We start from the raw sequence: 25,649 nt of genomic DNA on the forward strand, positions 1-25,649 counted from the left end.
CCCCCACACCAGCGGCACGAAGAGACCAAAGCCCGGCTGCAAGAGGCCCCGACAGATACCCTGCCGGCCCGGCTGTCGCTATTCGGGCACACCCGGCTGACCCGCACCGACGTCGAGCTGCTGCAGGCGCTGGCCACCCACCACGAGCTGCACCTGTGGCTGCCGCACCCCTCCGATGCGCTGTGGCGGGCGCTGCAGCACAGCCACGGCGCGGTGCCCCGCGTCGCCGACGACAGCCGGCATAGCGCCCGGCACCCGCTGCTGCAAACCCTCGGCCGCGACCTGCGCGAGCTGCAACGCGCGCTGCCGCCCGATGATCCGGCCAGCGACGAATTCCTGGGCGCTGCAGCGCATCCCGACACGCTGCTGGGTTGGCTGCAAGCCGACCTGAGCGCCAACGCCGTCCGGCCGCAAAAGCGCACGCTGAGCGACACCGACCGCTCGGTGCAGGTGCACAGCTGTCACGGCCCGGCCCGCCAGCTCGATGTGCTGCGCGACGTGCTGCTCGGGCTGCTGGCCGATGACCCGACGCTGGAGCCGCGCGACATCGTGGTGATGTGCCCCGACATCGAAAGCTACGCCCCGCTGATCGTGGCCGGCTTCGGGCTGGGTGAGCGGGCCGGCGACGTGCATCCGGCGCATCGGCTGCGGGTGCGGCTGGCCGACCGGGCGCTCACCCACACCAACCCGCTGCTGGGGGTGGCCGCCGAACTGCTGACCATCGCCGGCAGCCGCGCCACCGCCAGCCAGGTCCTCAACCTCGCGCACGCCGACCCGGTGCGGGCCCGGTTCGGCTTCACCGACGACGACCTGACCCAGATCACCGCCTGGGTGCGGGACGCCAACATCCGCTGGGGGTTTGACCCGCACACCCGCGAGCCCTACGGGCTGGGCCACATCGTGCACAACACTTGGCGGTTCGGGCTGGACCGCATCCTGACCGGGGTGGCGATGTCTGACGATTCGCGGGCCTGGTTGGACACCGCGCTGCCGCTCGACGACGTCGGCAGCAGCCGGGTGGAGCTGGCCGGTCGGCTGGCCGAATACGTGGACCGACTGCAGACGGCGGTGGCGGCGCTGGACGGCGCCCGCCCGCTGGTCACCTGGATGCAGGCACTAAGCGACGGGGTCGCGGCGTTGACCCACACCGACGACGCCTGGCCGGCCGCACACCTGCATCGCGAGTTCGCCACCGTGCTGCGCGACGCCGGTGCCCGCGCCGACACGCTGTTGCGGCTGCCCGACGTCCGGGCGCTGCTGGCCGGACACCTGGCCGGGCGGCCCACCCGCGCCAACTTCCGCACCGGCACCCTGACGGTGTGCACCATGGTGCCGATGCGCTCGGTGCCGCACCGGGTGGTGTGCCTACTGGGCCTGGACGACGGGGTGTTCCCGCGGCTGGACCTGCCCGACGGCGACGACGTGCTGGCCCGCGACCCGCTGACCGGCGAACGCGACATCCGTTCCGAGGACCGGCAATTGCTGCTGGACGCGATCAGCGCGGCCGCCGACACCCTGGTGATCACCTACACCGGCGCCGACGAGCACACCGGGCATCACCGCCCGCCCGCGGTGCCGCTGGCCGAGCTGCTCGACGCCCTGGATCACACCACCGGCGCCCCTGTGCGCGACCGGGTCGTCGTACACCATCCGCTGCAGCCGTTCGACGTCAAGACCGTGCAACCGGGCGCGTTGATCCCCGGTGCGCCGTTCACCTTCGACCCGACCGCCCCGCTGGCCGCCCAGGCCGCCGCCGGAACCCGCTGCCCCGCACCCGTGTTCGTCGCGGATCCGCTGCCGGCCCCGGAGCCCGCCGATGTCGCGCTGGCCGATCTGCTCGGGTTCTTCAAGGACCCGGTCAAGGGCTTTTTCCGGGCCCTGGACTACACGCTGCCCTTCGACGTCGACGAGGTCAGCGACGACATGCCGGTGCAGATCGACGCCCGCCAGGAGTGGGCGGTGGGCGATCGGATGCTGCACGACATGCTGCGCGGCATGGACCCCGCCGCGGCCATCGACACCGAGTGGCGGCGCGGCTGCCTGCCGCCCGGGCAGCTGGGCTGGCGGGCGGCCAAACAGATCCGGGACCGCGCCGCCGGGCTGGCCACCGCGGCGCGCCGGTATCGGCTCGGCGAACCGGACGCCCACGACGTCGACGTGGATCTCGGCGGCGGACGTCGGCTCACCGGCACCATCACCCCGGTGTTCGGGGACGCCACGGTGGCGGTCCACTACGCCAAGCTGCGCGACACCCACCTGCTGCAGGCCTGGATTACGCTGCTGGCGTTGGCCGCCCAGCATCCCGGCCGGGACTGGACCGCCCACTGCATCGGGCGCGCCAACGATGGCGACCAGATCCGTCAGCGGCTGCTCGGGCCGCCGCCACAACCCCGCGACACGCTGGCCGAGCTGGTGCGGCTCTACGACACCGGGCGCTGCGAACCGCTGCCGCTGCCGCTGAAAACCTCGTTCGCGTGGGCGGAGAAACGCCACGCCGGCCGCGACCCGATGTGGTACGCCGGCAGCAAGTGGTCCTCGCAGCGCTACCCCGGCGAAAACGCCGAGCCCGCACACGAAAAGGTGTGGGGCCCACGGGCTGCGCTGGAGGTGCTGCTGGGGCCACCGCGCCCGGGCGAAGAGGTCGACGGCGAGGACACCCGACTGGGCGCCTTGGCGGCGCGGCTGTGGCTGCCGCTGCTGCGCGCGGAACGGTCGTCGTGATGGAGCGTTTCGACCTGCTCGGCCCGCTGCCCGCCCCCGGCACCACCACGGTGCTGGAGGCCAGCGCCGGCACCGGCAAGACGTTCGCGCTGGCCGGGCTGGTCACCCGGTATCTGGCCGAGGGCCACGCCACGCTCGACGAAATGCTGCTGATCACGTTCAGCCGCGCGGCCACCCGGGAGCTGCGCGAACGGGTGCGCGACCAGCTGGTGGACACCGTGGCCGCCCTGGACGGCGCCGGGGCCGAGCCCGCCACCGACCTGATCCAGCACCTGCTGGCCGGCAGCGCCGCCGAGCGGGCGCGGCGGCGCGACCGGCTGCGCGACGCGTTGGCCAGCTTCGACGCCGCCACCATCGCCACCACCCACCAGTTCTGCCACCTGGTGCTCAAATCGCTGGGCATCGCCGGGGATACCGGCGCCGGGGTGGAGCTGGTGGACAGCCTCGACGACCTGGTGACCCGGATCGTCGACGACCTGTACCTCGCCCAGTTCGGCGCCCAGCACGACGAGGCGGCGCTGAGCTACCCCGACGCGCTGGCGCTGGCCCGGGCGGCCGTCGGCGACCCGTACGCGCAGCTGCGCCCGCAGCAGCCCGAGCCCGGCTCGGCGGCCGAGGTGCGGCTGCGGTTTGTCACCGCCGTGCTCACCGAGTTGGAGCTGCGCAAGCGTCGGCTCGGGGTGCTCGGCTACGACGATCTGCTGCGCCGGCTCGCGACGGCGTTGGCACCCGCCGACTCCGCGGCCCGCGACCGGATGCGGCGGCGCTGGCCGATCGTGATGGTCGACGAATTCCAGGACACCGACCCGATCCAATGGCAGGTGATCGAGCGCGGGTTCGCCGGGCACGCCACCGTGGTGTTGATCGGGGACCCCAAGCAGGCGATCTACGGGTTCCGCGGCGGCGACATCTACACCTACCTGCAGGCCGCGTGCACCGCCGCGCGGCAGTGCACGCTGGCGGTGAACTGGCGCAGCGATGCGGTGCTGGTCGAGGCCGTGCACACCGTGTTAGCCGGTGCGGCGCTGGGGGATCCGCGCATCGTCGTGCACGACATCACCGCCGCGATACGCGGGCACCGGCTGGCCGGGGCGCCGTGCGGTGCGCCGTTTCGGTTGCGGGTGGTCAGCCGCGCCGGCTTCGGTGTCGACGAGGACCGGGTCATCCCGATGGCGGCGCTGCGGACCCACATCGCCGCCGACCTGGCCGCCGACGTCGCCGCGTTGCGGGCCAGCGCCGCCACCTTCGCCGGCGCGCCGGTGACCCCCGGCGACATCGCGGTGATCGTGGAGAACAGCAAGGACGCCGCGGTGTGCCAGGAGGCGTTGGCGCAGGCCGGGATTGCGGCGGTGTTCACCGGCGACGCCGACGTGTTCGGGTCGGCGGCGGCCGCCGACTGGCTGTGCCTGCTGGAGGCGTTCGATCAGACGCACCGCGGCGGACTGGTGCGCGCCGCCGCGGCGACGGTGTTCTTCGGCCACACCGCCGCCGACCTGGCCGCCGGCGGGGACGCGCTGACCGATGCGGTGGCCGCGGTGCTGCGGGACTGGGCCGACGAGCTGCGGCTGCGCGGCCCGGCCGCGGTGTTCGAGGCCGCGCAGCTGGCCGGCCTGGGTGGGCGGCTGCTGGCGCAGCGCGGCGGGGAACGCACCATCACCGACCTGGCCCACCTCGCGCAGCTACTGCACGAGGCCGCGCACCGCGACCGGCTGGGCCTGCCGGCGCTGCGGGATTGGCTGCGCCGGCAGCGCGGCGCGCGCAGCGGCGCCCGGCAACGCAACCGGCGGCTGGACAGCGACGCCGCCGCCGTGCAAATCCTGACGGTGTGGGGCGCCAAGGGATTACAGTTTCCGATCGTCTACCTGCCGTTCGCGTTCAACCGGCACGTGTTCGACGACGACATCCCGCTGTATCACGACGACGCCGGCGTCCGCTGCCTGCACATCGGCGGCCCGGACGCCCCCGATATCCGGCGGTTCAGCCGAGCCGAGGCCGCCCGCAACGACATTCGGCTCACCTACGTGGCGCTGACCCGGGCGCAGTCCCAGGTGGTGGCGTGGTGGGCGCCGTCGTTCGACGAACCCAACGGCGGGCTGTCCCGGCTGCTGCGCGGCCGCCGCCCCGGCGAGCCGACGGTCCCGGACCGCTGCGAGCCCAAGCCGTCGGACGCCGAGGCGCTGGCCCGGTTTAAGGGGTGGGCCGCGGCCGGCGGCCCGGTGCTGGAGGATTCGGTGATCGCGCCGATCACCCCGCTGCCGGCGCCGGCGCCGCCCACCGAGCTGGCGGTCCGGCACTTTCACCGCTCCATCGACACCGGCTGGCGGCGCACCTCGTATTCGGCGCTGATCCGCGCCGCCGTGGATATTCCGGTGTCCAGCGAGGCCGAGGTCGCCGCCCGCGACGACGAGACCGAGGCGGTTCCGGTGTCGGCGCCGGTGGGTGCGGCGGTGCCGTCGCCGATGGCGGCGCTGCCGGCGGGGGCGACGTTCGGGTCGCTGGTGCACGCGGTGCTCGAACACGCCGACCCTGGTGCCGCCGATTTGGCGGCCGAGCTGGAGCAGCAGGTGCGGGCGGCGTCGACGTGGTGGCCGGTGGACGCCGAGCCGGCGGCGCTGGCGTCCGCGCTGCTGCCCATGCACGAGACCTCGTTGGGGCCGCTGGCGTCCGGGGTGACGCTGCGCGCTATTCGGCTGCCGGATCGGCTGCGGGAGCTGGACTTCGAGATCCCGCTGGCCGGCGGCGATGTCCGCGGGGCGGCCCGGGATCTGCGGCTGGCCGAGGTGGGGGCGCTGCTGGCCGCGCATCTGCCCGCCGACGACCCGCTGGCCGGCTACGCGGACCGGCTGCGCTCCGAGGTGCTGGGCGACCAGCCGCTGCGCGGCTACCTGTCCGGGTCGATCGACGCCGTGCTGCGGCTGCCGGGGCCGCGGTATCTGGTGGTCGACTACAAAACCAACTACCTGGGCGACACCGCCGCCGACTACGTTTATCCCCGGCTGGCCGAGGCGATGCTGCATTCCGACTATCCGCTGCAGGCGCTGCTGTACGCCGCGGTGCTGCACCGGTTTTTGCGGTGGCGGCAACCGGCGTACGACCCGGCACGGCATCTGGGCGGGGTGCTGTACCTGTTCGTGCGCGGCATGTGCGGGCCGGACACCCCGGTGCTCGACGGGCATCCGGCCGGGGTGTTCAGCTGGCGGCCGCCGGCCGCGTTGGTGACGGCGCTGTCGGATCTGCTCGACGCAGGGGCGCCATGACCGCCCCGGATCCCGCCACCGGCGCCACCGGCCTGCTGCAGGTGTTCCACGCCGCCGAGGTGTTGGAGTTCGCCGATGTGCATATCGCGCAACGGATCTGCGCACTCGGCGGAGAACCCGACGAGCGGGTGGCGTTGGCGGTGGCGGTCGCGGTGCGGGCGCTGCGCGGCGGATCGGTGTGTGTCGACTTGGGTAGTGTCGCCGCCGACATCGGGCAACCGGAGCTGCCGTGGCCGGCGCCGTCCGGGTGGCTGGCGGCGGTGCGGGCCAGCCGGCTGCTGCGCGAGCCGCCGGTGCTGCGCCTGACCGACGACGGGCTGCTGTACCTGGACCGGTATTGGCGTGAGGAAGCCCAGGTCTGCACCGACCTGCTGGCGCTGTCGAGGCGCGGCGTTTCGGCCGCGGCCCCGGAGCTGGATCGGCTGTTTCCGCCGGGCTACGAGGAGCAGCGGGCGGCCGCGCGGATCGCGCTGTCGCAACCGGTGACGGTGCTGACCGGCGGGCCCGGCACCGGCAAGACGACCACGGTGGCGCGGCTGCTGGCGCTGCTGGCCCAGCAGGCCGCGGCGGCCGGCCGGGGCGGGCTGCGGATCGGGTTGGCCGCACCCACCGGCAAGGCGGCGGCCCGGCTGGCCGAGGCGGTGGCCGTCGAGGTGCTGCGGCTGGACCCGGTTGACCGGCAACGGCTTTTCGCGTTGCCGGCGTCGACGCTGCACCGGCTGCTGGGGTCCCGGCCGGACAGTTCGACGCGGTTTCGGCATCACCGCGGCAACCGGTTGCCGCACGACGTCATCGTCGTCGACGAGACCTCGATGGTGTCGCTAACGCTGATGGCGCGGCTGCTGGAGGCGGTGCGCCCGGATGCCCGGCTGATCCTGGTCGGCGACCCGGACCAGTTGGCGTCGGTGGAAGCCGGTGCGGTGCTGGCCGATCTGGTCGACGGGCTGTCGGCGCGCAGCGACACCCGGGTGGCCGCGCTGCGCACCGCGCACCGCTTCGGCGCGTCGATCGGGGCGCTGGCCGCCGCGATCCGGGCCGGGGACGCCGACGCGGTGCTCACGCTGCTGGCCGCCGGCGGCGAGCACGTGGAGTGGATCGACGACGAGGATCCGGTGACCCGGTTGCGTTCTGTGCTGGTGCCGCACGCGTTGCGGCTGCGGGAGGCGGCGCTGTTGGGCGCCGACACGGCCGCGTTGGCGACGCTGGACGAGCACCGGCTGCTGTGCGCGCACCGGCGCGGACCGTACGGCGTCGAGCACTGGAACCGGCAGGTGCAGCGCTGGCTGACCGAGGAGACCGGTGATACGCACTGGTCGCCGTGGTATGCCGGGCGGCCGCTTTTGGTCACCGCCAACGACTACGGGCTGGGTGTGCACAACGGCGACACCGGGGTGACGCTGGTGCGGCCCGACGGGTTGCGGGCGGTGATCGTCGGCGCGGACCGGGTTTTGGAGTTCGCGCCCAGCCGGCTGGCCGACGTGGACACCATGCACGCGATGACCATCCACAAATCCCAGGGCAGCCAGGCCGACGACGTGACGGTGCTGCTGCCGGCGGACTCCCGGTTGTTGAGCCGCGAACTGCTCTACACCGCGGTCACCCGGGCTAAGCGCACGGTGCGAGTGGTCGGCTCGGAGACCGCGGTGCGCGCCGCGATGGGCCGCCGGGTGGTGCGGGCGTCGGGGCTGGCGCAACGGTTGAAACTGGCGCCCGTCGTCTCAGGAGCCCCACCAGCCCCGGGACCGAACCACTAACACCTTCTGGAAACGGATAGCGCCGGTGATACCAGGGCGCTGAGCGGGTCCGAGCGCCAATAAGTTGTCGTACCCGCCATCTACCGTGACGACCATGAGTAGTCGCAGGGACGGGAGCGGAACGGCCGCGTTCGGCGTCCTGCTGATCGTCGCCATTCTGTGGTGGCTGCGGTGGTTCATCCTGGCCGCCGTCGTAATCACCGTGGTCGTGCTGACCACCCGATGGGTACTGCGCGAATACGCCAAGCACCGCGACGCCGAGCGGGCTCGCCTCGATGCGATCCGAAGACGCGCCGAGATCGAAAACGCCCAGGTGCTGCGCGGCGACCCGGCCGGATTCTTCGGTCAGTATCCGCTACCGGACCCCGAGCTGATCCCCCGGTGGTACCGCTAGCGGTGGCTACGATTGCTATGTCTTCCGGAAGGGTGTGCCGTGCGCAAGATCGCAGCTCGCGAACTCCGCAACAACTCAGCCCGGGTCCTCGATGACGTCAAGAAGGGCCAGGTCATCGAGGTGACGAACCACGGCGAAGTGGTGGCGGTGCTGATCCCGCCCGCTGCCACAGCTTATGAACGCCTGGTGGCTGCTGGCCAGGTGCGACTGGCGCGGCCGGGCAAGGCCAAACGCTTCACGGACATCCCTGCGCGCCGAACGGAGCGTGACGCCCTCGACGTTCTGAATGAGATGCGCGGCGAGTGATCGCCTATGTGGATACCTCAGCGGCGCTTCGAGTCTTGACCGTCGGGCCAGGCCCCGGTGCTCGGCGCATTACCCAGCAAACCAAGCGGTATCGGGATCAGCTGGCCGAGCGGCATCACACCATCGTGTCGTCCGCGTTGTTACGAACCGAAATCCTTTGCCAAGCCAACCGCCAGCCGGAGATTGATGCCGCGGAGGCAGAAGAGTTGCTGTCGATGGTCAACTTGGTGGAGGTGGATCGGAGCGACATCGACGACGCGCCGAGTGCGCCGGGCGCATTGCGCACCCTGGATGCCATCCACCTGACTGTGGCGATGCGCGTCGGCTCCGACGTCATGGTCGCCCATGACGATGAACTGCGTCGTGCCGCGCAAAGTGTGGGTATGCGGGCCGGGCCGCCGTAGGAAGGCGGGCTGAGGCGACACCTCGGCACATAACCAGCCACCGCACACCCGCATACCCCACACTGGGGGCATGGACACCGGCGACACCCGGGTGGCGGTCTACCTCGACTTCGACAACATCGTCATCTCGCGCTACGACCAGGTCAACGGCCGCAACTCCTTTCAGCGGGACAAGGCCAAGGGGCTGGCCAAGCAGGCCGAGAAGCTGGCGCGGGCCACCGTCGACGTCGGCGCGATCATCGACTTCGCGTCGTCGTTCGGGACCCTGGTGCTCACCCGCGCCTACGCGGACTGGTCGGCCGAGGTCAACACCGGCTACCGCGAGCAGCTGGTGGGCCGCGCGGTCGACCTGGTGCAGCTGTTCCCGGCCGCGGCCTACGGCAAGAACGGCGCCGACATCCGGCTAGCCGTCGACGCCGTCGAGGACATGTTCCGGCTGCCGGATCTGACCCACGTGGTGATCGTGGCCGGCGACTCCGACTACATCCCGCTGGCGCAGCGCTGCAAGCGGTTGGGCCGCTACGTGGTCGGCATCGGGGTGGCCGGGTCGACCAGCCGGGCGCTGGCGGCGGCCTGCGACGACTTCGTCAGCTACGACGCGGTGCCCGGGGTACCGGCCGTCGAACCGGCGCCGGAGGTCGAGGCCGAACCCAAACGCCGCACCCGCGCCAAGGCCGAACCCGAGGAGCCGCCGGCGCCGGACCCGCAGGCCGCCGCCACCCGGTTGTTGACCCGGGCGCTGCAGATCGGCTTGGAGAAAGACGACGTGGACTGGCTGCACAACTCGGCGGTCAAGGCGCAGATGAAGCGGATGGACCCGTCGTTCAGCGAAAAATCGTTGGGGTTCAAGTCATTCAGCGATTTCCTGCGGTCCCGCTCGGATCTGGTGGAGCTCGACGAGAGCTCGACGACCCGGATGGTGCGGCTGCGATGACGTACTCGCTGCTGGCCCGCGACCCCAAGACCGGCGCCCTGGGCGTGGCCACCCAGTCGCACTACCTGGCGGTCGGGGCGATGGTGACGTGGGGCGAAGCCGGTGTGGGAGTGGTAGCGACGCAGGCGATCACCGACCGCTCCTACGGCCCGCGCGGGTTAAACCTGATGCGGCAAGGCATCCCGGCCGAGGAGGCGCTGGCCCGGCTGCTTCAGGCCGACCCGGACCGCGAGCTCCGCCAGATCGGCTACCTCGACGCGGCCGGCGGATTCGGGCTGCACACCGGGGCACGCTGTGTGGCCGCGGCCGGGATGGCCAGCGACGGTCATGTCGCGGTGCTGGGCAACATCTTGGACAACGATGCGGTGCTCGACGCGGCGCTGCACGGGTTCCAGCAGGCCGACGGCGATCTCGCGGCCCGGCTGCTGGCCGGGCTGCGCGGCGCCGAACACGCCGGCGGCGACCTGCGCGGCCAGCAGTCGGCCGCGCTGCTGGTCGTCGATCGGCACCGCAGCGATGACCCGTGGACCGGGGTGCTGCGTGACCTGCGGGTCGACGACCACCCCGATCCCATCGACGAATTGGCCCGCATCCTGAGCCTGCACGGGGCGTTCGACGAACTGTCGCGGGTGGCGTTCGAGCCGGCCGGGCCGGTGCTCGGCCGACGCGGCTCCGACGCGGAGTTCGCCGACGCCGCGGCCCGGCTCGCCGACGTCGCCACCGTGCTGGGGCCCAACCCCGAGGCGACGTTCTGGTCGGCGGTGCTGCACGCCCGCTGGGGCCGGTTCGAGCAAGCACGGCGCCTGCTCAGCGAGGCCAGCCGCCACAATCCCCGGCTGCGGCGACTGGTCGGGCCGCTGGCCGACGCCGGGATCCTGGACCGCGACGACGTCACGCGCCTGACGTCCCCGGAATGCACCGGTCCTGACGCTGTGAGTGCGCCGCTCGTCGAGGGCTAAGTGAGAATAGCGACGGCTATTATTATCACTTGACGATTTAGCTGATGATAAAATTGTCGGGTGCCATCAGTTGGCGCCGGCACTGCCGTCGGGTACGAGACCCTAACCTGGCCGCTGCCCGCCGAGCGCGGGTACGGGCGCACCGCGCTGCGCGCGGCCCGCCGTCAGTCCGGGGAGTACCAAGCCGCGATACCTGCCCTGATTGCCAACCTGGAGATCCGCCTTCCCTCCGGTGTGCTGGCCGACGCCGAAGAAGCCAGCCAGGAGATAGCCCGCTTCGACGCCGAACTCGGCGACGAGATCGCTCCGTTCCCCTCGGTGCTGCTGCGGTCTGAGTCGGCGGCAAGTTCCAAGATCGAAAACCTGACCGCGTCGGCGCGGGCGATCGCCGAAGCCGAATCCTTGGGCGATACCAGCCGCCGTAACGCCGCGATGATCGTGGCCAACACCGAGGCAATGCGGACCGCGGTCGCATGCGCGGACCGCCTTGATAGTGACGCCATCCTGGCCATGCATGCGACCCTGATGCACGGCGGCGATCCGGACATCGCCGGGCGGTGGCGCGCCGAGCAAGTATGGATCGGCGGCGGCGACTTCGGCCCGCGTGGCGCCGATTTCATTGCCCCCCACCAGGACCGGGTTGCCGGTGCAGTAGATGACCTGATTCGTTTCATCAAACGGAGCGATATCCCGGCCCTGCCCCACATTGCGATCGCACATGCGCAGTTCGAGACCATCCACCCGTTTCCCGACGGCAACGGCCGCACCGGCAGGGCACTGATCCAGGCGATGCTGCGCAACAAGAGCCTCACTCGCCAAATCACGGTCCCGGTCTCGGCCGGGCTGCTAAGTGACACCCAGGCGTATTTCGACGCGCTAGACGACTATCGAAACGGCGACACCGCCCCGATAGTTGAAAGACTCTCCACCGCATCGATACTGGCGGTGGTCAATGGTAGGCAGCTGGTCGATGATCTGCACGCCATCAGGCGTGACTGGGCGACGCGGATCACGGCCCGCCGCGACTCCGCCGTGCACCGGGTCGCCAACCTCCTCATCAAACGCCCGGTGGTCAATGCACAGCTACTCCGGCGGGAACTGAGCATCCCGATCAGCAACGTTTACCGCTACCTGAACCCGCTCGTTGAGTCCGGGATCATCGTCGAGTTCACGGCGCGCAACCGCAACCGTGCCTGGCGCGCTCCGGAGGTCCTGCACGCCCTCGATGCGTTCGCGACACGAGCCGGACGACGCGGGGCGCCCTAGAGACACCGCGCCGCGGATCCGATCCTGAGCCAGCGGGGCCTGTGGATAGGGCTATCGCCAGTCGTGCCGCCACCGCATAGGGTGGCCGACGTGGCTGAAACGTTCGAAGCGGCGAAGACCCTGGAAGCACTGCTCACCGAGCGCGGCCCCCTGCGCAAGGACGAGCTCGCCGAGCTGCTGCGAGACGCCGACGTGCCCGATCCGGACACCGTGCTGCGCGGCGACCAGTTCGAATTGCACTGCCCGGTGGGCGAGTTGGTCGACGAGCGGTTCGCGTGGCTGCCGGCGCTGCTGGCCGGCCGGGTGTTCACCCACCGGCTCGGCGCCGACGAGCTGACCCACGACCTGCTGCTGACCACCCCGGACCTGGACCCGATCACCGGGCTGTGCATGCACCCGCAGTACCAGCGGCTGGCCGACGGGTCGGCGGTGCAGCTTGCGGTCGCCGACTACGACGACGAGCTGCTCGAGGAGCGCAACATCCCGTTCGAACTCATCGACAGCTCACCGGCGCTGCTGCTGGCGCCGGGCACGCTGGCCGCGTTGGGCGTCGGCGTCGGCGACCTGATCGGGGTGCGGCTGTCCGCGGACGGTCTGGTCGTGGAGCCGGTCGCCGCGCCCGGCGACGGCGCGGTGGCCGGCGCACGCCTGGCCGCGACGCTCACCGCCGACGAGTCGGACTTCTTTGACGCCGCGGCGTGGACGGCCTGCAGCCAAGACCCGGCGCTGTTCACCGAGCCGCTGCCGCCGCTGAGCGAAATCGCCGACGCCGGTGGCCTGGTCCGCCGCGACGCCTGGCTGGCACCGGCCGGGTTCGACTTCGGCCGCGAGGATGTGAACCGTGACTGCGCGAGGATGGCCGAGCGCCACGACCTCGACGACGACGAGGCGTTCATGCTGTACGCGCTGCTGCGGCTGCACGAAAACATGGAGCGGGAGCTCGCGGCCACCGACGCCGAGGAGCCCGAGCCGCTGGCCGCCCCCGACGAGGCTCTGGCCGCCGCCGACGCGGGTGCCGCGGATCCCGAGGAGGCCCCGGATCTGCTCGCCGAACTCGGGGCCGCGCTCGCCGACCCGCGGCTGGCGGATGCGCTGGCGGAGGAGACGGACGGGTCCGGCGCGCTCGGGGCCGCGGCGCTGGGGATGTTCGCCGAGGTCTTGGAGGCCAAGGTGCCGCCCGCGGCCCGGGTGGCATGCCGCTGGTTGCGCGCGGTGGCGCTGGAGCGCACCGGTGACGTCGCCGCCGCCGAACGTGAGCTGCTGGCGGCCGAGGCGATGGACGTCGACTGGCCGCTGCCGCTGCTGGACCTGGCCCGGTTCGCCTCCGATCGCGGCGACGCCGAACACGGGTTGGCGTTACTGCACCGCGCCGAGGCGCCACCCGATCACCCGCTCGTGCAGCTGTTGCAGCGGTACCGGATTGAGCCGCGCGGCGATCTGGGCCGCAACGAGCCGTGCTGGTGCGGGTCGGGCCGCAAATACAAGAAGTGCCATCTCGGGCGCGAGGAGCTGCCGCTGGCGGAGCGGGTGGCCTGGCTGTACACCAAGGCCGGCCACTACATGCTGCTGGACGCCGGCTGGAATGAGTCGCTCATGGCGGTGGCCCTCGAACGGGCCCGCTACGCCGACCCCGACGAGTCGACCGCCGACGCGCTGGCCGAGGCCATGACCTATCCGCTGGTGATCGACGCGGTGCTGTTCGAGGGCGGTGCGTTCGCGGAGTTCCTGGCGACGCGCGGGTCGCTGCTGCCCGACGATGAGCGGGCGCTGGCCGAGCAATGGCTGCAGACCGACCGCTCGGTGTTCGAGATCGAGCAGGTCAACGGTGCCAGTGTCCGGGTGCGCGACGTGCGCACCGACGATGTCCACGACGTGCCCCAACCGGACCTCGGCCGCCGGCTCAAACCGGGGCAGCTGGTCTGTGCTCGGGTGGTGCCCGCCGGGGACGCGATGGCGTGGCTCGGGGGGCTGGAAGCCGTCGACCCGGATGACCGCGACGCGCTGATCGCGCTGTTGGACAGCGACCCCGACGCGGCGACGCTGGTGGCGGAGATGAGCGGGTAACGGGCAGCGGGCAGCCCCGTGCGTCACATCCGTCCCGGAATCTCGACCATGGTGTGGTGCTGAAATGCGATGGCGCATCCGATATCACCCGGCGGGACGCGTCCCGCGCCGGGCCGGCCAGTATCACCGGCGCTATCCATTTCGAAACGGTCACATGCCTTCCGGCGGTGCCGGGAGGGTCGCGCGGCCGGACCGGACCCCGCCAGGGCGGACTGAATTGCCGGCATGAATTCCGGCGGTAGGCTACCGCCATGGAGCCGGGGAACATTGAGGAGCGCGTCACCGCGCTGGAGTCCCAAGTGCGTCGGCTTGACGGCCGAGTGCGAGCAAACGAGCAGGATGCAGCCGCGGCTCGGGTGCTGGCGGGCGCCGCTGACCGTGACGTGACCGAGTTTCGCGACGAACTCCGCGACTTCCGCCGAGCCACCGTCGCCAGCTTTAACGCCGTTCGCGCGGACATAACCGATCTTCGCGCCGATATGAACGACCTTCGTAGCGAGATGACCCTGAAGTTCACGCAGGTCGACAACGGGTTCGTCGAGATTCGCGGCAAACTCGACGCCGCAGCGGCCGGTCAACAGCGCATCGTGGACCTCATCCAGGGTCTGCGCTAGCTGATCGGCGCCGGGCTTATGCGAGCGTGAAGTTAGGTTCACCCTCGACGGCCGCGGGTGAACCTAACTTCACACTCGCGAGCATTGCCCAGCAGACCCGACGCTCAGAACACCAACTGGCGGGGCAGCACGGTGGCCGCCGGGCCCCGGTAGGGGTCTAGGTGCGGCGTGCGGGAGGCGACCGGGCGCAGCCGGTCGTTCATGGTGGTCGCCCCGATGTAGCGTTCGAAGATCCGCCACCCGCGCTCGGTGCGGCGCAGCCGATCGGTCATGGCCGAGTAGACCCAGATCGCGGGCAGGTCCTCGGGGGTCTGCTGCACCTGGCCGGTGACCATGGTCGACGGCTCCTCGGTCGAGTAGCGGACCAGCAGGTTGTGGTAGCGGACGACGACCCCGTCCTCGTCGGCGTCGACGATCGGGTTGGTCGCGATCCGGCTGACCCCGGGCCCGCTGTAGGGGTAGGCCTGCTGGAAGAAGCGCCGGATTTCGGTCTGGCCGTGGGTGATGCCCTGGGTGTGGAAGATGGTGCTGTCCGGCAGGAACGCGCCGACCATCGCGTCGATCTCGTAGGCGTCGTACAGCAGGTTGACCCGGTTGATGAAGTCGACCGCGGTGCTGCGGTCGGCAAGGTCGACGGTGCTGTCGAGCGTGATCGCGGGCAAGCTGGCCATGGACTACACCTTCCCGTTGGTTGCGCGTTCGTTTTACAGCCTAAGCGATTCTAGTTTACCTGTCGTTCACCTAAAGGTGGGTAGCAGTTAACTCACAGCCAGGTGACAGGAGAGTGACTGCACGGCCAGGCCAGTAGGGCCGGCGAGGATGCTGATGACCAGCTGGTCAGTTCGTACTAAGTGCTTGGCGCTTGTTCGCCTCGGTCCTGGCCGCACGACCCGGACGAACTCGGTCCCCCGCCGGGGCGGGGGGATGTTCGAGCGGTCGGACGTCGAACGTCAGGCCCACTGGCGCGAGCATGTTGACCAACGCATCAAGGCTGAACTTGCTGATCTTTCCGTTCAAGAGGTCCGATACTCGAGGCTGAGTCACATGAAGACGCGCGGCGGCTTCGTTCTGCGTCCAACCCGCTTCCCTGATGCGCTGCTCGATCGCGATCATGAGCAGACCGCGCGCGGTGAGATTGGCCGCCTCATCGGGGCTGTCGGTGAGGTCGTAGAACACGCTGTCAGCCATCTTTTGCCTCCCGATAGCGCTTCTTGGCGAGTTCAATATCAGTTTTGGGTCATCTGATGGGCTTCAGGTCGATACCCATCCTATATCAATACCAATATAAGTCGCGGGTGGGATGTGGCCGGAGGTTGGCTAACTGGCACGTAGCACCGCTGACTCGCGCCATGCGCCGGCACCGCAACCTCGCCCACCATGCCCCCATATAAGCGCTGACCACCGACAGCGCCACTCCGCCCGGGCGCATGATGGAAGGGTGCGGATCGGAGTCGGGATTTCCACCGCAACCGACGCACGACAGGCCGCGGTGGAGGCAGCAACCCAGGCGCGCGACGCGCTCGCCGGCGCGGCGCCGTCGCTGGCCGTGCTGCTCGCGTCGCGCTCCCACACCGGCCACGCCGACGAGATCCTGGCCGCGGTGCACGAGATCGCCCACCCGCCCGCGCTGATCGGCTGCGTCGCGCAGGCGGTCATCGCCGGGCGCCGCGAGCTGGAGCGCGGTCCCGCGGTGGCGGTGTGGCTGGCGTCGGGCCTGGCCGCCGAGACCTTTCAGCTGGAGTTTGTCCGCACCGGGACCGGGGGCCTGATCACCGGGTACCGGTTCGACCGCGCCACCGACGACCTGCACCTGCTGCTGCCCGACCCGTACACCTTCCCGGCCGAGCTGCTCGTCGACCACCTCAACGACGAGCTGCCGGACACCACCGTGGTGGGCGGGCTGGTCAGCGGTGGCCGCGGCCCGGGTGAGACCCGGCTGTTCCGCGACCGCGACGTGCTGGAGTCCGGGCTGGTCGGGGTGCGGCTGCCCGGTGCGCACGGGGTGCCGATCGTGTCGCAGGGCTGCCGGCCGATTGGGCACCCCTACATCGTCACCGGCGCCGACGGCGCGCTGATCACCGAGCTGGGCGGGCGGCCGCCGGTGCAGCGGCTGCGCGAGATCGTCGCCGCGCTGCCGCCCGAGGAGCAGGAACTGGTCAGCGAGGGCCTGCAGGTCGGCATCGTCGTCGACGAGCACCTGGCCTCACCCGGGCAGGGCGACTTTTTGATCCGCGGGCTGCTCGGCGTGGACCCCACCGCCGAGGCCATCGAGATCGGGGAGATCGTCGAGGTCGGCGCCACCCTGCAGTTCCAGGTCCGCGACGCCGTCGGCGCCGACAAGGATCTGCGGCACACCCTGGAGCGGGCGGCCGCCGAACTGCCCGGCCGCCCCGCCGGGGCGCTGTTGTTCACCTGTAATGGCCGGGGCCGGCGGATGTTCGGGGTGCCCGACCACGACGCGACCACCATCGAGGAGCTGCTGGGCGGGATCCCGCTGGCCGGGTTCTTCGCCGCCGGCGAGATCGGCCCGATCGCCGGCCACAACGCGCTGCACGGGTTCACCGCCTCGCTGGCGCTGTTCGTGGACTGAGTCAGCGGACCGCGAAGCTGTCGGCGCTGGCGGCCGACCAGTCGTCCAGCCACGACTCGGGCGGCTCGGCGAGCAGCTGGCCGGGGCGCAGCCATTCATACAGTTCGGCGTAGGACCGCACGGAGGATGCCGCGACCCGTTTGCGCAGCATCCGCGGCGACAGCTCCTGCGGTCCGTGTGCGCCCAGCGACGCGATCATCTGCATGGCCTGGTGCACGGTGGCCTGCTGGTAGCGCTGCACGCGGAGGCTCTTGTCGGCGATGTCCAGCGCCCGCGCCCGCTTGGGGTCCTGGGTGGCCACCCCGACCGGGCAGGTGTTGGTGTGGCAGCGCTGGGCCTGGATGCAGCCGACGGCCATCATCATGGCGCGCGCGGCGTTGGTGTAGTCCGCGCCCTGGATCAGGCGCTTGACGACGTCGGTGGCGCCGGCGACCTTGCCGCTGGCGCCGAGTTTGATCCGGTCCCGCAGCCCGGTGCCGACCAGCGCGTTGTGCACCGTCATCAGCCCGTCGGTCAGCGGTACCCCGACGTGGTCCTCGTACTCCAGCGGCGCGGCCGCGGTGCCGCCCTCGGCGCCGTCGACGATGATGAAATCCGGGGCGGTGCCCTCGTCGAGCATCGCCTTGCAGATCGCCAGGATGTCGGTGCGGGTGCCCACGCACAGCCTGAACCCGGTGGGTTTGCCGTCGGCGAGTTCGCGCATCCGGGCGATGAACCGGATCAGCTCACGCGGGGTGGTGAACACCGAGTGGTAGGCGGGGCTGACGCACTTTACGCCGGCCGGAACCCCGCGGTAACGGGCGATCTCCGCGCTGACCTTCGGCGCCGGCAGCACCCCGCCCAGCCCGGGTTTGGCGCCCTGGCTGAGTTTGAGCGACACGCATTTGACGTGCGGGTGGGCGGCCTTGTCGGTGAACTGCTGGGGGTCGAAACGCCCGTCGGCGGTGCGGGCGCCGAAGTAGCCCGAGCCGATCTCCCACACCAGGTCTCCCCCGTGTTCCAGGTGGTACGGGGTCAGCCCGCCCTCCCCGGTGTCGTGGGCGAACCCGCCGAGTGCGGCGCCCTTGTTCAGCGCGCGAATCGCGTTGGCCGACAACGCCCCGAAGCTCATCGCCGACACGTTCAGCAGCGCCATCGAGTACGGCTGGGTGCAGTCCGGCCCGCCGACCAGCACCCGCGGCGGCTGCTCGGGCAGCGGCACCGGCGCCACCGACTGCGCCAGGTACTCATAGCCCACCTCGTCGATGTCGCGTTCGGTCCCGAAGGCCTGCTCGGCGTGTACGCCCTTGGCGCGTTCGTAGATGATCGAGCGCCGGGACCGGTCGTAGGGCCGGCCGTCGTAGTCGCGTTCGATGAAGTACTGCTGCAGCTCGGGCCGCAGCGCCTCCATCAGATACCGCAGATGCCCCAGCACCGGGTAGTTGCGCAGCACCGAATGCCGTGGCTGGACAAGGTCGTAGAGCCCGACGGCGAACAACAGGGCCGCCGGCACCGCCAGCGCCAGCCAGGCCCCCGAGATGAGCGCGGCGGCCGCCCCGGCGAGCGCGGCGACCACACCGAGGACGACAAACGTGAGGAACCTGTACATAAGCCTGCCTGCACCTTACGGGGTGGGCACCCCGGAGACCTGCTCGCCGCGCGGCCCGCGTCGTTGCCGGCGCCGACGCGGCACCAGGGCTGGGGATGACGCAGCTTGGTACCTGCCGCGCCGGCGTAGGCTGCCGGCATGCCGTCGGAGGACCTGGAAGCCCGCGTCTCGGCGCTGGAGACCCAGGTGCGTGACCTCGCCGGGCAGGTGCGCGCCACCAAACAGGACGCCGCCGCAGCTCGGGTGCTCGCCGGCGGGGCCGACCGCGACGTCGGCGCGATCGGCGACGAGCTCCGCGGCTTCCGGCGGGGCACGATCGCCAGCTTCCCTGCGCTGCGCCCGGGCCTGAACGACGGGGTCCGGCGGGTGGAGGAGGGGTTCGCCCGGATCGACGAGAACTTCGACCGGGTCGACGCGAACTTCGCGCGGGTCGATAACGGCTTCGCCGAGATGCGGGCCAAGTTCGACCTGACCGCCGCCGGGCAGCAGCGCATCGTCGAGCTGATCCAGACCGTGATCGACGCGCAAGGCGGCAACGCCTCGGCCTGAGCGGTCCCCCGCCGCAGCCGACTACCCTGACCTGCCGGCTGTGGATGGCATGAAGTGACGCAATTCCCGGACTGCGGCCCCGGCGTAGGCTGCCCACCATGCCGTCGGAGAACCTTGAGTCACGGGTCACCGCCCTGGAGGGGCAGGTGCGCGAGTTACGTGGTCGGGTACGCGCCAGCGAGCAGGACGCCGCCGCGGCTCGGGTGCTCGCCGGCGGGGCCGACCGCGACGTCGGCGCGATCGGCGACGAGCTCCGCGACTTCCGAAACGCCACCACCGCCAGCTTCAACGCGCTACGAGAGGACATGGTCGACCTGCGCCAGGAGATGCGCGCCAAGTTCGACCTGGCCGCCGCCGGGCAGCAGCGCATCGTCGACCTGATTCAAACGGTCATCGACGCGCAGGGCTCGGCCTGAGCGGCCGCGGGCCGCGGCGGCTCGGGACGTGCGTTGAGATTGCGTACAGGGTCGCGATTTCGGCCCGGGAACAGCCCCGTCCGCAATCTCAACGACGCTGGAGCGCGATCACGGGAGCTGGCTGAACACCGGTAGCACCCGGTAGCGGACCGCGAAGTTGGCGTGCTGGTAGCGCTCGCCGACTTCGCCGTCGTGGGCGAGCGCGGTGGGCCCGTCCAGTGCGGTGAAGCTGAACTCCGGGACGTGGAACTCGTGGTAGAGCGGGCTGCGTTCCAGCCGTCCCAGCAGCAGCGCGGTCATCACCCGCAGCGTGCTGAACCGCCGGCCGGCTTCCAGGATCCGCACATCGATCAGCCCGTCGTCGAGGCGGTTGCGGTAGGCCGGGGCAAACCCGGACGGCGCGTACGACGAGTTGCCCAAAAAGAACAGGCCGGTCTGCACGGTGGTGTTGTCGTAGCGGATGCGCACCGGCCGTTCGTGCCGCAGGGTCTGCCACATGGCGTAGGCCGCCGCCAGCGGTTTGCCGATCTTGTGTTCGAGGCGTTCCCGGGTCTGCACCAGCCGCGGGTAGTCGCCGATGCTGGCGGTATTGATGATCAGCCGGGCCTCATTGAGGCACACCAGGTCCACGCAGGTCACGCAGCCGTCGCGGATGGCGCGCACGGTTTTGGCCACCCGGTCGCAGCCGAGGTCCTTGGCGAAGTGGTTCAAGGTGCCGGCCGGGAACACCGCCAGCGGGCGGCCGGTGTCCACCGCGACCGCCGCCGCACACGCCACCGTGCCGTCGCCGCCGCCGATACCGAGCACCTCGGCGCGCTCGGCGGCATCGCGCAACACCTGCTCCAGGTCGTCGTCGCCGTCGATTTCGACGATCTCGGCGTGCGGCAGCTCGTCGCGGACCTGGTCGATCACCCGGGCGCCGGTGCCGCTGCCGGCGGCGGGGTTGATCACCAGCACCACCCCGGCGCCGTCCGGGCGCGGCGGGGTGTCGACGCGCAACGGGTCGGCGCTGGGCAGCCGCCGGTCCACGATCGGCGGGACCAGCCGCCCGCCCAGCCCGGCGATCGCCGCGCCAATCCCGAAGCCGGCCAGCACGTCACCGGGATAGTGCGCGCCGGTCGCCACCCGGGAGAGCCCGACCAGGCCGGCCAACGCCGCCAGCAACAGCCCCAGCGTCGGGTTCTCCAGCCCGACACCGACGGTGAACGCCGCGGCGCTGGCCGAATGCCCGGACGGCATCGAATACGACGTGGGGTAGCGCAGCAGCCGCCGCGCGGCGGGCACCGACCCGAGCACCGGGCGCTGGCGCCGCCACACCCGTTTGCCCAGCTGGTTGGTGATCAGGCTGGTCACCGCCAGGCTCGCCACGCCGCGGCCGGCGCCGCGGCGCACCGAGCGGTTGCCGGTGGCCGCCATCACCGCGGCGAGCGCCAGCCACAGCTTGCTGTGGTCGGCGGCGCGGGTCAGCGCCGGCATGGCGGTGTCCAGGACCGGGCCGTGCGAGGTGGCGACCGCCTCGAACACCTCGGTGTCCAGGGCACCGAGGCCCGCGGCGATCTGGCGGATTCCGCGGGATGAGTGCGGCAGCTGGCGGGGCATGGAAGTCAACTTAGGCCTCGGCCGCCGATATACCCAAGCGTCACGTAGTTATGGGGCCACAAACCGCTGGACTCAGCCAGCACGTCAAACCACGACTGGCACAGTAGCTTCGCGGCGTTCTCGGACGACTGCACATGTATTTTGCCCTTGCGTTGGTGACTATGAGGAATTGTCAATACCTGTGGATCGGGGTGTTTCAGGCGACCTCCGTTCCGACGGGCTCGTCACCGTCCGCGGGCAACGTCGGCGGGGTGATGTCGGTGGGCCGTTCGAGCAGTTTGCCTTTGTGGAAGACCGCGCCGGCACGGACCAGGGCGACCAGGTGTGGGGCGTTGACGGCCCGCCAGCGGGCTTGCGCGGCGTCGATGAGCTTGTAGGCCATTGCCAGCCCGGCTGCGCGTGATCCCGGCCCCTTGGTGACCTTCGTTCTCAAACGCATTGTGGCAAAGGTCGATTCGATCGGATTTGTCGTCCGCAAGTGGATCCAATGTTCAGCCGGGTACTTGTAGAACTCCAGCAGCGTGTCCAGGTCGTCGGTGATCTTGGCGACCACCTTGGGATATTTGGCGCCGACGTCGACCGCGAAGGCTTTGACCGCGACTTGTGCCTTGTCGATGTCCTCGGCGTTGTAGATCTCGCGCATGGCTGCGATCGCGGCGGGATGCGCGGACTTCGGCAGCCCAGCAAGGACATTGGCCTGCTTGTGGAACCAGCAGCGCTGCTCTTTGGTGGCCGGGAACACCTCGCGAACCGCCTTCCAGAACCCGAGCGCACCATCACCGACCGCGAGCACGGGGGCGGTCATGCCGCGGCGTTTGCAGTCGCGCAACAGATCAGCCCACGACTCGGTTGATTCCCGGTAGCCGTCGGTGATCACCACGAGCTCCTTGCGGCCATCAGCACGTACGCCGAGCATCACCAGCAGGCGCAGCTTCTCCTGGTCCAAGCGGACCTTGAGGTGGATGCCGTCGACCCACAGGTACACGTAGTCGGTACCCGAGAGGTCACGGGCAGCGAAGGCGCGGGCCTCGTCTTGCCACTGGCTGGTCAGCCGGGTGATCGTGGTTGCCGACAACCCGGCACCGGAACCCGAGGAACTGCTCTAGCGCAGGCCCGAAGTCGCTGGTCGACAATCCGTCCAGGTACAGCAGTGGCAGCACCTCGCTCATCTGTGGGGACTTGCGTACCCACGCCGGCAGGATCGCCGAGGAGAACCGCCGCCGTTGCCCAGTGTCTCGATCGACCCGGCGGTCGTTGACCCGCGGCGCTTTGACCTCGACTGCGCCCGGGCGGTCAGCACCTCGCGGGCCCGGTGATAACCGTTGCGCACCACCAGTCGGTGGCCGTTGTCATCGAGCTGGTCGGCGAACTGGGCCACATAGGCGGCCACCTCGGCCTGCAACGCCGCGGCCACCTCGGCCTGCAACGCCGCGGCCATCTGCCGCGCGCCATCGCGGACGATCTCATCCAACAAACGACCGACTGCCACCACCGGTGTTGTCGTTGGCCTCCTCGGCATCGTGAACTACGGTGAGCAAGGGCGTACCTTCCCGAACCAGCGCGCCAACGCCGGCTCTTGATCAGACCTCGGATATTCAGATCATCCTCGGGAAGGTGCGCCCACTTTCACGCCCCCACACCGAGGCTCATCCACAGGTTCTGATCATTGCTCGGTGACTATTCCTCTCTGGCAGTGGCCGTGTATGGGCGGCCAGCCCACAGTCTTTGAGTCGGTAGACGAACGCACACGAGCGCACCGAGTGAACAGTTATCAACGACCGGTGCTTCATGCCGATTTTCTACACAAATCGACGAGAGACATACCTGGCCGCTTCAGTGCGCGATATTATGTGATCTGTTTCCCCTGAAGGAGACGTGCGAGTTTGTGCGCACCAAGGGACAGATCACCCAACGCAGTCGTGGCGGCAGCCCTGCGCTATGGAACGCCGACCACACCAAATGCCGCCCATTCATAGAACCCAAACGCTTTTTCTTGGGGCTCGCCAGATACACGTGGAGCCCCGTAGTGCTCAAACATGGAGTTGAGCTCATCGACTGAGACACTTCGCATCCACAACAACGCTGAGGCACACGCACGGATCGCAACTTCGACACCGAGACTATCCACCGACCCCATCAGATGCCACAGTGATTCATAAAACTTCACAGTGAATGCAAAGCCCGCCGCGTCTCTGATCGGCCAACTCGTTCCAATTACAGATTCACAGCCAGAATAAAACATCGCGGTTTGTATACTCAGCATCTCGTCCTGACGCAACGCGTTCCTGGCCAATGCAGATTGACACGACCCGAGGACCACGATCGATGAACTGACTGAGGCGCCGAGGATATCCCGCACCGAAAGAGGCTCGCCATAAGTAATAAGTGCCGACTCATAAGGGTCGATATCAGCGGAAGAGTGTCCAGTGAAGTGGACAGCATCGGCGGACAGTAAGGACATGAGTAGCGACTCACGAGAAGCGTCTGAAATGCTGACATTTACGTGTGATGGTGCGCCGTCGGTAATCACATCCGCTTCACGCTCGGACCAATTGAGTTGGTTGTACCCCGGCACTGAACTGGCCCGCTGCACTGAGAGGCTGCAGGATGCCGTAGGACCGCTTCGTTTCTTTGCATTACGTACCGCAACGGCGCGAGACGGCGCCATTGAAATGAGCTTCCGTCCAGCCAACCAGCTATCGCCTAGGTGGCCACAAGCCCAAAATGGGAAGGCCTGAAAGTAGCCTCCAGGAAGGAGCGCAATCCGGTTGCCACATTGTTCATCGACCCAGTCTGCGATCGGCTCTAACAACTTTGAGATACGCAGAGCAGAGGCCTCGGCTAAAGTTCGGTCACCGTCTTGGTCAACCAGCAGGCCGCCCCGCGTCAAGTTCAGAAATTCAGCCGTTAACTCCCATCCTCCTAATCCATTAAATTCTTTACCAAAATAGTTGCCGTCTTTGAACACGAATACGTATGCCGCTCTTGGACTATGCGACACATGAACCCAAGAGCCGTTTCGCGAAATAGGGTCGACTTCATCCGAATCCAACGAAATATCTGCAATGCTTCGTGACGATACGAGCCCGCGCGTCGCCTCCAGCAGGAGGAACCCTTCCCTCCAATGACCTAAGCGACCGAGTTCACATGCAGAGAATCTGAATGCCAAAGTGCGCCGCGTTAGTAGACGTTCGACATCCTCGGCCGACCATGTACTTCTGATAGCAATGACGCAGTCGAGCACCCGCTTTAAGAGGGTTAAGTAACGATTTTCTGCGTATTCGTCAGACCGTTCCCACATTAGAAAACTGAGGGCGCTCGTTAAATAATCTTCGAGGAGCCCAGCGTTCCATCTCGAATCGAAAGAGTCAAATGGTGGTTCGGGCAGACCTGTCAATTGACTCAACATCGACTTGAGTTCGAACACCTTAATCCGCAGGTCGTGGTTTGATTTACTACTGCGTTCAATAAACGACTCTGCTTCTTTGAGCCTTCGCCCAAAAGTCGGGACGCGACCGAGTGCATCCTTGATTACGTCCGGCCAGGCCGGTACCCACTCAGGAGTTTCCAATAAGCCTAAAACGCCTGGATTTCGTATCAGCATTTGAACTAGTTCGGCGCCAGTCAATTCGAACGAGTTCGGTATAGAGAATCCAGGAGGTATGCATCCGACATAAAGCGACTTCCTTGATTCCTCAATCTCATGTCCCAGCCACCCCATCAGGGTATCTATGATGCTCATGTGGTAGATCGATTTGTAGTGCCGCGCTCCATGCTTCTTAAATACTCTTGATGCGCGATCGAACGATTTCAGTATCTGCTGATATTTGGCCGAGCGCTCTTGCGGAGGCAATTTGCGTTTCAGGATTTGCGACTCGGCGATAGCGAGATTCATCTGACTGTAAGCGACGTCGACGGTCCCCTTCTTTCGCATTCTAATCGTCTCTTTAAGCAAGGAATGCGCTGCATCTATCTGTTCATTTGTTGCATTCCTCATCTCTAGTATTGCTAATGCACTGTTTGTCCATGCGATTGCGGCGCGATCTGGTGAACCTTGGAGTATTAGGTCGTCACCGAGCCCGCGAAATAATGCAGCCGAGCGAACTCGATAGCGTCCCGTGGAGTGGTGGACTTCGGATCGGGCGTGGTTCACGCGTTGTGATCAACGAGTCATGTTGAACGCTAGGCGATTTGGTGTTGTTTGGCAAGGGCTGCCGCGGCGTGTTTTTTGGCG

The 25,649-nt window shown here is 68.9% G+C and carries 17 protein-coding genes and 3 pseudogenes; 14 read left to right on the forward strand and 6 right to left on the reverse strand.

Translation table 11 applies throughout. The features are described from left to right. The 11 genes and pseudogenes from recC to BKN37_RS13110 form a co-directional block, all read left to right on the forward strand. Window positions 1-2,721: exodeoxyribonuclease V subunit gamma (gene recC, locus BKN37_RS13060; protein WP_071026439.1), on the forward strand; the 2,721-nt coding region annotated here is incomplete at its 5' end. Continuing rightward, entirely contained in the window at window positions 2,721-5,978 is a 3,258-nt protein-coding gene (recB, locus tag BKN37_RS13065; RefSeq protein WP_071026441.1) for an exodeoxyribonuclease V subunit beta, read from the forward strand. The genes recC and recB, both read left to right, overlap by 1 nt. Further along, on the forward strand, window positions 5,975-7,732 hold the full coding sequence (gene recD, locus BKN37_RS13070) for an exodeoxyribonuclease V subunit alpha (RefSeq protein ID WP_071026443.1): 1,758 nt from the start codon (window positions 5,975-5,977) through the stop codon (window positions 7,730-7,732). The genes recB and recD overlap by 4 nt, the downstream gene beginning before the upstream one ends. A gap of 94 nt (window positions 7,733-7,826) precedes the next feature. Further along, the gene (locus BKN37_RS13075; RefSeq protein WP_071026445.1) at window positions 7,827-8,126 is read left to right on the forward strand and encodes a hypothetical protein; all 300 of its coding nucleotides are present in this window, start codon (window positions 7,827-7,829) and stop codon (window positions 8,124-8,126) included. Between the two features lie 39 nt (window positions 8,127-8,165). Then, a complete protein-coding gene (locus BKN37_RS13080; RefSeq protein WP_071026447.1) occupies window positions 8,166-8,432 on the forward strand; it encodes a type II toxin-antitoxin system Phd/YefM family antitoxin in 267 nt (88 codons plus the stop codon). Beyond that, window positions 8,429-8,836 (forward strand): type II toxin-antitoxin system VapC family toxin, encoded by a 408-nt coding sequence (locus BKN37_RS13085; protein WP_071026449.1) that lies wholly within the window; start codon window positions 8,429-8,431, stop codon window positions 8,834-8,836. The genes BKN37_RS13080 and BKN37_RS13085 overlap by 4 nt, the downstream gene beginning before the upstream one ends. 70 nt (window positions 8,837-8,906) lie before the next feature. Then, window positions 8,907-9,770, forward strand: a complete 864-nt coding sequence (locus tag BKN37_RS13090) for an NYN domain-containing protein (protein ID WP_071026452.1) — start codon at window positions 8,907-8,909, stop codon at window positions 9,768-9,770. Beyond that, window positions 9,767-10,729, forward strand: coding sequence for a DUF1028 domain-containing protein (locus BKN37_RS13095; protein ID WP_071026454.1), 963 nt, complete (start codon window positions 9,767-9,769; stop codon window positions 10,727-10,729). Before BKN37_RS13090 ends, BKN37_RS13095 begins: the two co-directional genes overlap by 4 nt. Before the next feature lie 60 nt (window positions 10,730-10,789). Next, a complete protein-coding gene (locus BKN37_RS13100; RefSeq protein ID WP_071026456.1) occupies window positions 10,790-11,995 on the forward strand; it encodes a Fic family protein in 1,206 nt (401 codons plus the stop codon). Window positions 11,996-12,085: 90 nt separating this feature from the next. After that, window positions 12,086-14,053 (forward strand): annotated as a pseudogene (locus BKN37_RS13105) (SEC-C metal-binding domain-containing protein); the annotation flags it as partial. Window positions 14,054-14,310: 257 nt separating this feature from the next. After that, window positions 14,311-14,673, forward strand: coding sequence for a hypothetical protein (locus tag BKN37_RS13110; RefSeq protein WP_071026460.1), 363 nt, complete (start codon window positions 14,311-14,313; stop codon window positions 14,671-14,673). A gap of 104 nt (window positions 14,674-14,777) precedes the next feature. Here the strand turns inward: BKN37_RS13110 and BKN37_RS13115 are convergent, their stop codons facing one another. Both BKN37_RS13115 and BKN37_RS29900 read right to left on the reverse strand, forming a co-directional pair. Further along, window positions 14,778-15,344 (reverse strand): nuclear transport factor 2 family protein, encoded by a 567-nt coding sequence (locus BKN37_RS13115; protein WP_071026463.1) that lies wholly within the window; start codon window positions 15,342-15,344, stop codon window positions 14,778-14,780. Window positions 15,345-15,612: 268 nt separating this feature from the next. Next, window positions 15,613-15,861, reverse strand: a pseudogene (locus BKN37_RS29900) (helix-turn-helix domain-containing protein); the annotation flags it as partial. Window positions 15,862-16,111: 250 nt separating this feature from the next. Between BKN37_RS29900 and BKN37_RS13125 the strand changes: the two are divergent. Then, window positions 16,112-17,263 carry an FIST signal transduction protein gene (locus tag BKN37_RS13125; protein WP_071026466.1) on the forward strand — a complete coding sequence of 384 codons (1,152 nt, stop codon included), beginning with the start codon at window positions 16,112-16,114 and terminating at the stop codon, window positions 17,261-17,263. Window position 17,264: 1 nt separating this feature from the next. On the opposite strand, the gene BKN37_RS13130 is transcribed toward BKN37_RS13125, so the two are convergent. Then, complete coding sequence (locus tag BKN37_RS13130) at window positions 17,265-18,851, reverse strand: FMN-binding glutamate synthase family protein (RefSeq protein WP_071026468.1); 1,587 nt, start codon at window positions 18,849-18,851, stop codon at window positions 17,265-17,267. Between the two features lie 138 nt (window positions 18,852-18,989). Between BKN37_RS13130 and BKN37_RS13135 the strand changes: the two genes are divergently transcribed. Together BKN37_RS13135 and BKN37_RS13140 are read left to right on the forward strand one after the other, a co-directional pair. Then, window positions 18,990-19,400, forward strand: a complete 411-nt coding sequence (locus tag BKN37_RS13135; protein WP_071026471.1) for a hypothetical protein — start codon at window positions 18,990-18,992, stop codon at window positions 19,398-19,400. 98 nt (window positions 19,401-19,498) lie between these two features. Then, on the forward strand, window positions 19,499-19,816 hold the full coding sequence (locus BKN37_RS13140) for a hypothetical protein (RefSeq protein ID WP_071026473.1): 318 nt from the start codon (window positions 19,499-19,501) through the stop codon (window positions 19,814-19,816). A gap of 108 nt (window positions 19,817-19,924) precedes the next feature. Here the strand turns inward: BKN37_RS13140 and BKN37_RS13145 are convergent, their stop codons facing one another. The 3 genes and pseudogenes from BKN37_RS13145 to BKN37_RS27755 all read right to left on the reverse strand — a co-directional run bounded on the left by BKN37_RS13145 (window position 19,925) and on the right by BKN37_RS27755 (window position 25,310). Next, window positions 19,925-21,415 carry a bifunctional phosphatase PAP2/diacylglycerol kinase family protein gene (locus BKN37_RS13145; RefSeq protein ID WP_071026475.1) on the reverse strand — a complete coding sequence of 497 codons (1,491 nt, stop codon included), beginning with the start codon at window positions 21,413-21,415 and terminating at the stop codon, window positions 19,925-19,927. Between the two features lie 196 nt (window positions 21,416-21,611). Next, window positions 21,612-22,953: pseudogene (locus BKN37_RS13150) on the reverse strand (IS256 family transposase). Window positions 22,954-23,351: 398 nt separating this feature from the next. Next, a complete protein-coding gene (locus BKN37_RS27755; protein ID WP_207547240.1) occupies window positions 23,352-25,310 on the reverse strand; it encodes a CHAT domain-containing protein in 1,959 nt (652 codons plus the stop codon). Window positions 25,311-25,649: the final 339 nt, after the last annotated feature.

The sequence above is a fragment of the Mycobacterium talmoniae genome (genome assembly GCF_001854525.1).
In the GTDB taxonomy this organism is placed as follows: Bacteria; Actinomycetota; Actinomycetes; order Mycobacteriales; family Mycobacteriaceae; genus Mycobacterium; species Mycobacterium talmoniae.

Coding starts and splice junctions, on each gene's coding strand:
- BKN37_RS27755 (WP_207547240.1), bottom strand. CDS start 25,310: ATGAATCTCGCTATCGCCGAGTCGCAAATCCTGAAACGCAAATTGCCT.
- BKN37_RS13110 (WP_071026460.1), top strand. CDS start 14,311: ATGGAGCCGGGGAACATTGAGGAGCGCGTCACCGCGCTGGAGTCCCAA.
- recB (WP_071026441.1), top strand. CDS start 2,721: ATGGAGCGTTTCGACCTGCTCGGCCCGCTGCCCGCCCCCGGCACCACC.
- BKN37_RS13090 (WP_071026452.1), top strand. CDS start 8,907: ATGGACACCGGCGACACCCGGGTGGCGGTCTACCTCGACTTCGACAAC.
- BKN37_RS13145 (WP_071026475.1), bottom strand. CDS start 21,415: ATGCCCCGCCAGCTGCCGCACTCATCCCGCGGAATCCGCCAGATCGCC.
- BKN37_RS13140 (WP_071026473.1), top strand. CDS start 19,499: ATGCCGTCGGAGAACCTTGAGTCACGGGTCACCGCCCTGGAGGGGCAG.
- BKN37_RS13130 (WP_071026468.1), bottom strand. CDS start 18,851: ATGTACAGGTTCCTCACGTTTGTCGTCCTCGGTGTGGTCGCCGCGCTC.
- BKN37_RS13075 (WP_071026445.1), top strand. CDS start 7,827: ATGAGTAGTCGCAGGGACGGGAGCGGAACGGCCGCGTTCGGCGTCCTG.
- BKN37_RS13135 (WP_071026471.1), top strand. CDS start 18,990: ATGCCGTCGGAGGACCTGGAAGCCCGCGTCTCGGCGCTGGAGACCCAG.
- BKN37_RS13095 (WP_071026454.1), top strand. CDS start 9,767: ATGACGTACTCGCTGCTGGCCCGCGACCCCAAGACCGGCGCCCTGGGC.
- BKN37_RS13115 (WP_071026463.1), bottom strand. CDS start 15,344: ATGGCCAGCTTGCCCGCGATCACGCTCGACAGCACCGTCGACCTTGCC.
- recD (WP_071026443.1), top strand. CDS start 5,975: ATGACCGCCCCGGATCCCGCCACCGGCGCCACCGGCCTGCTGCAGGTG.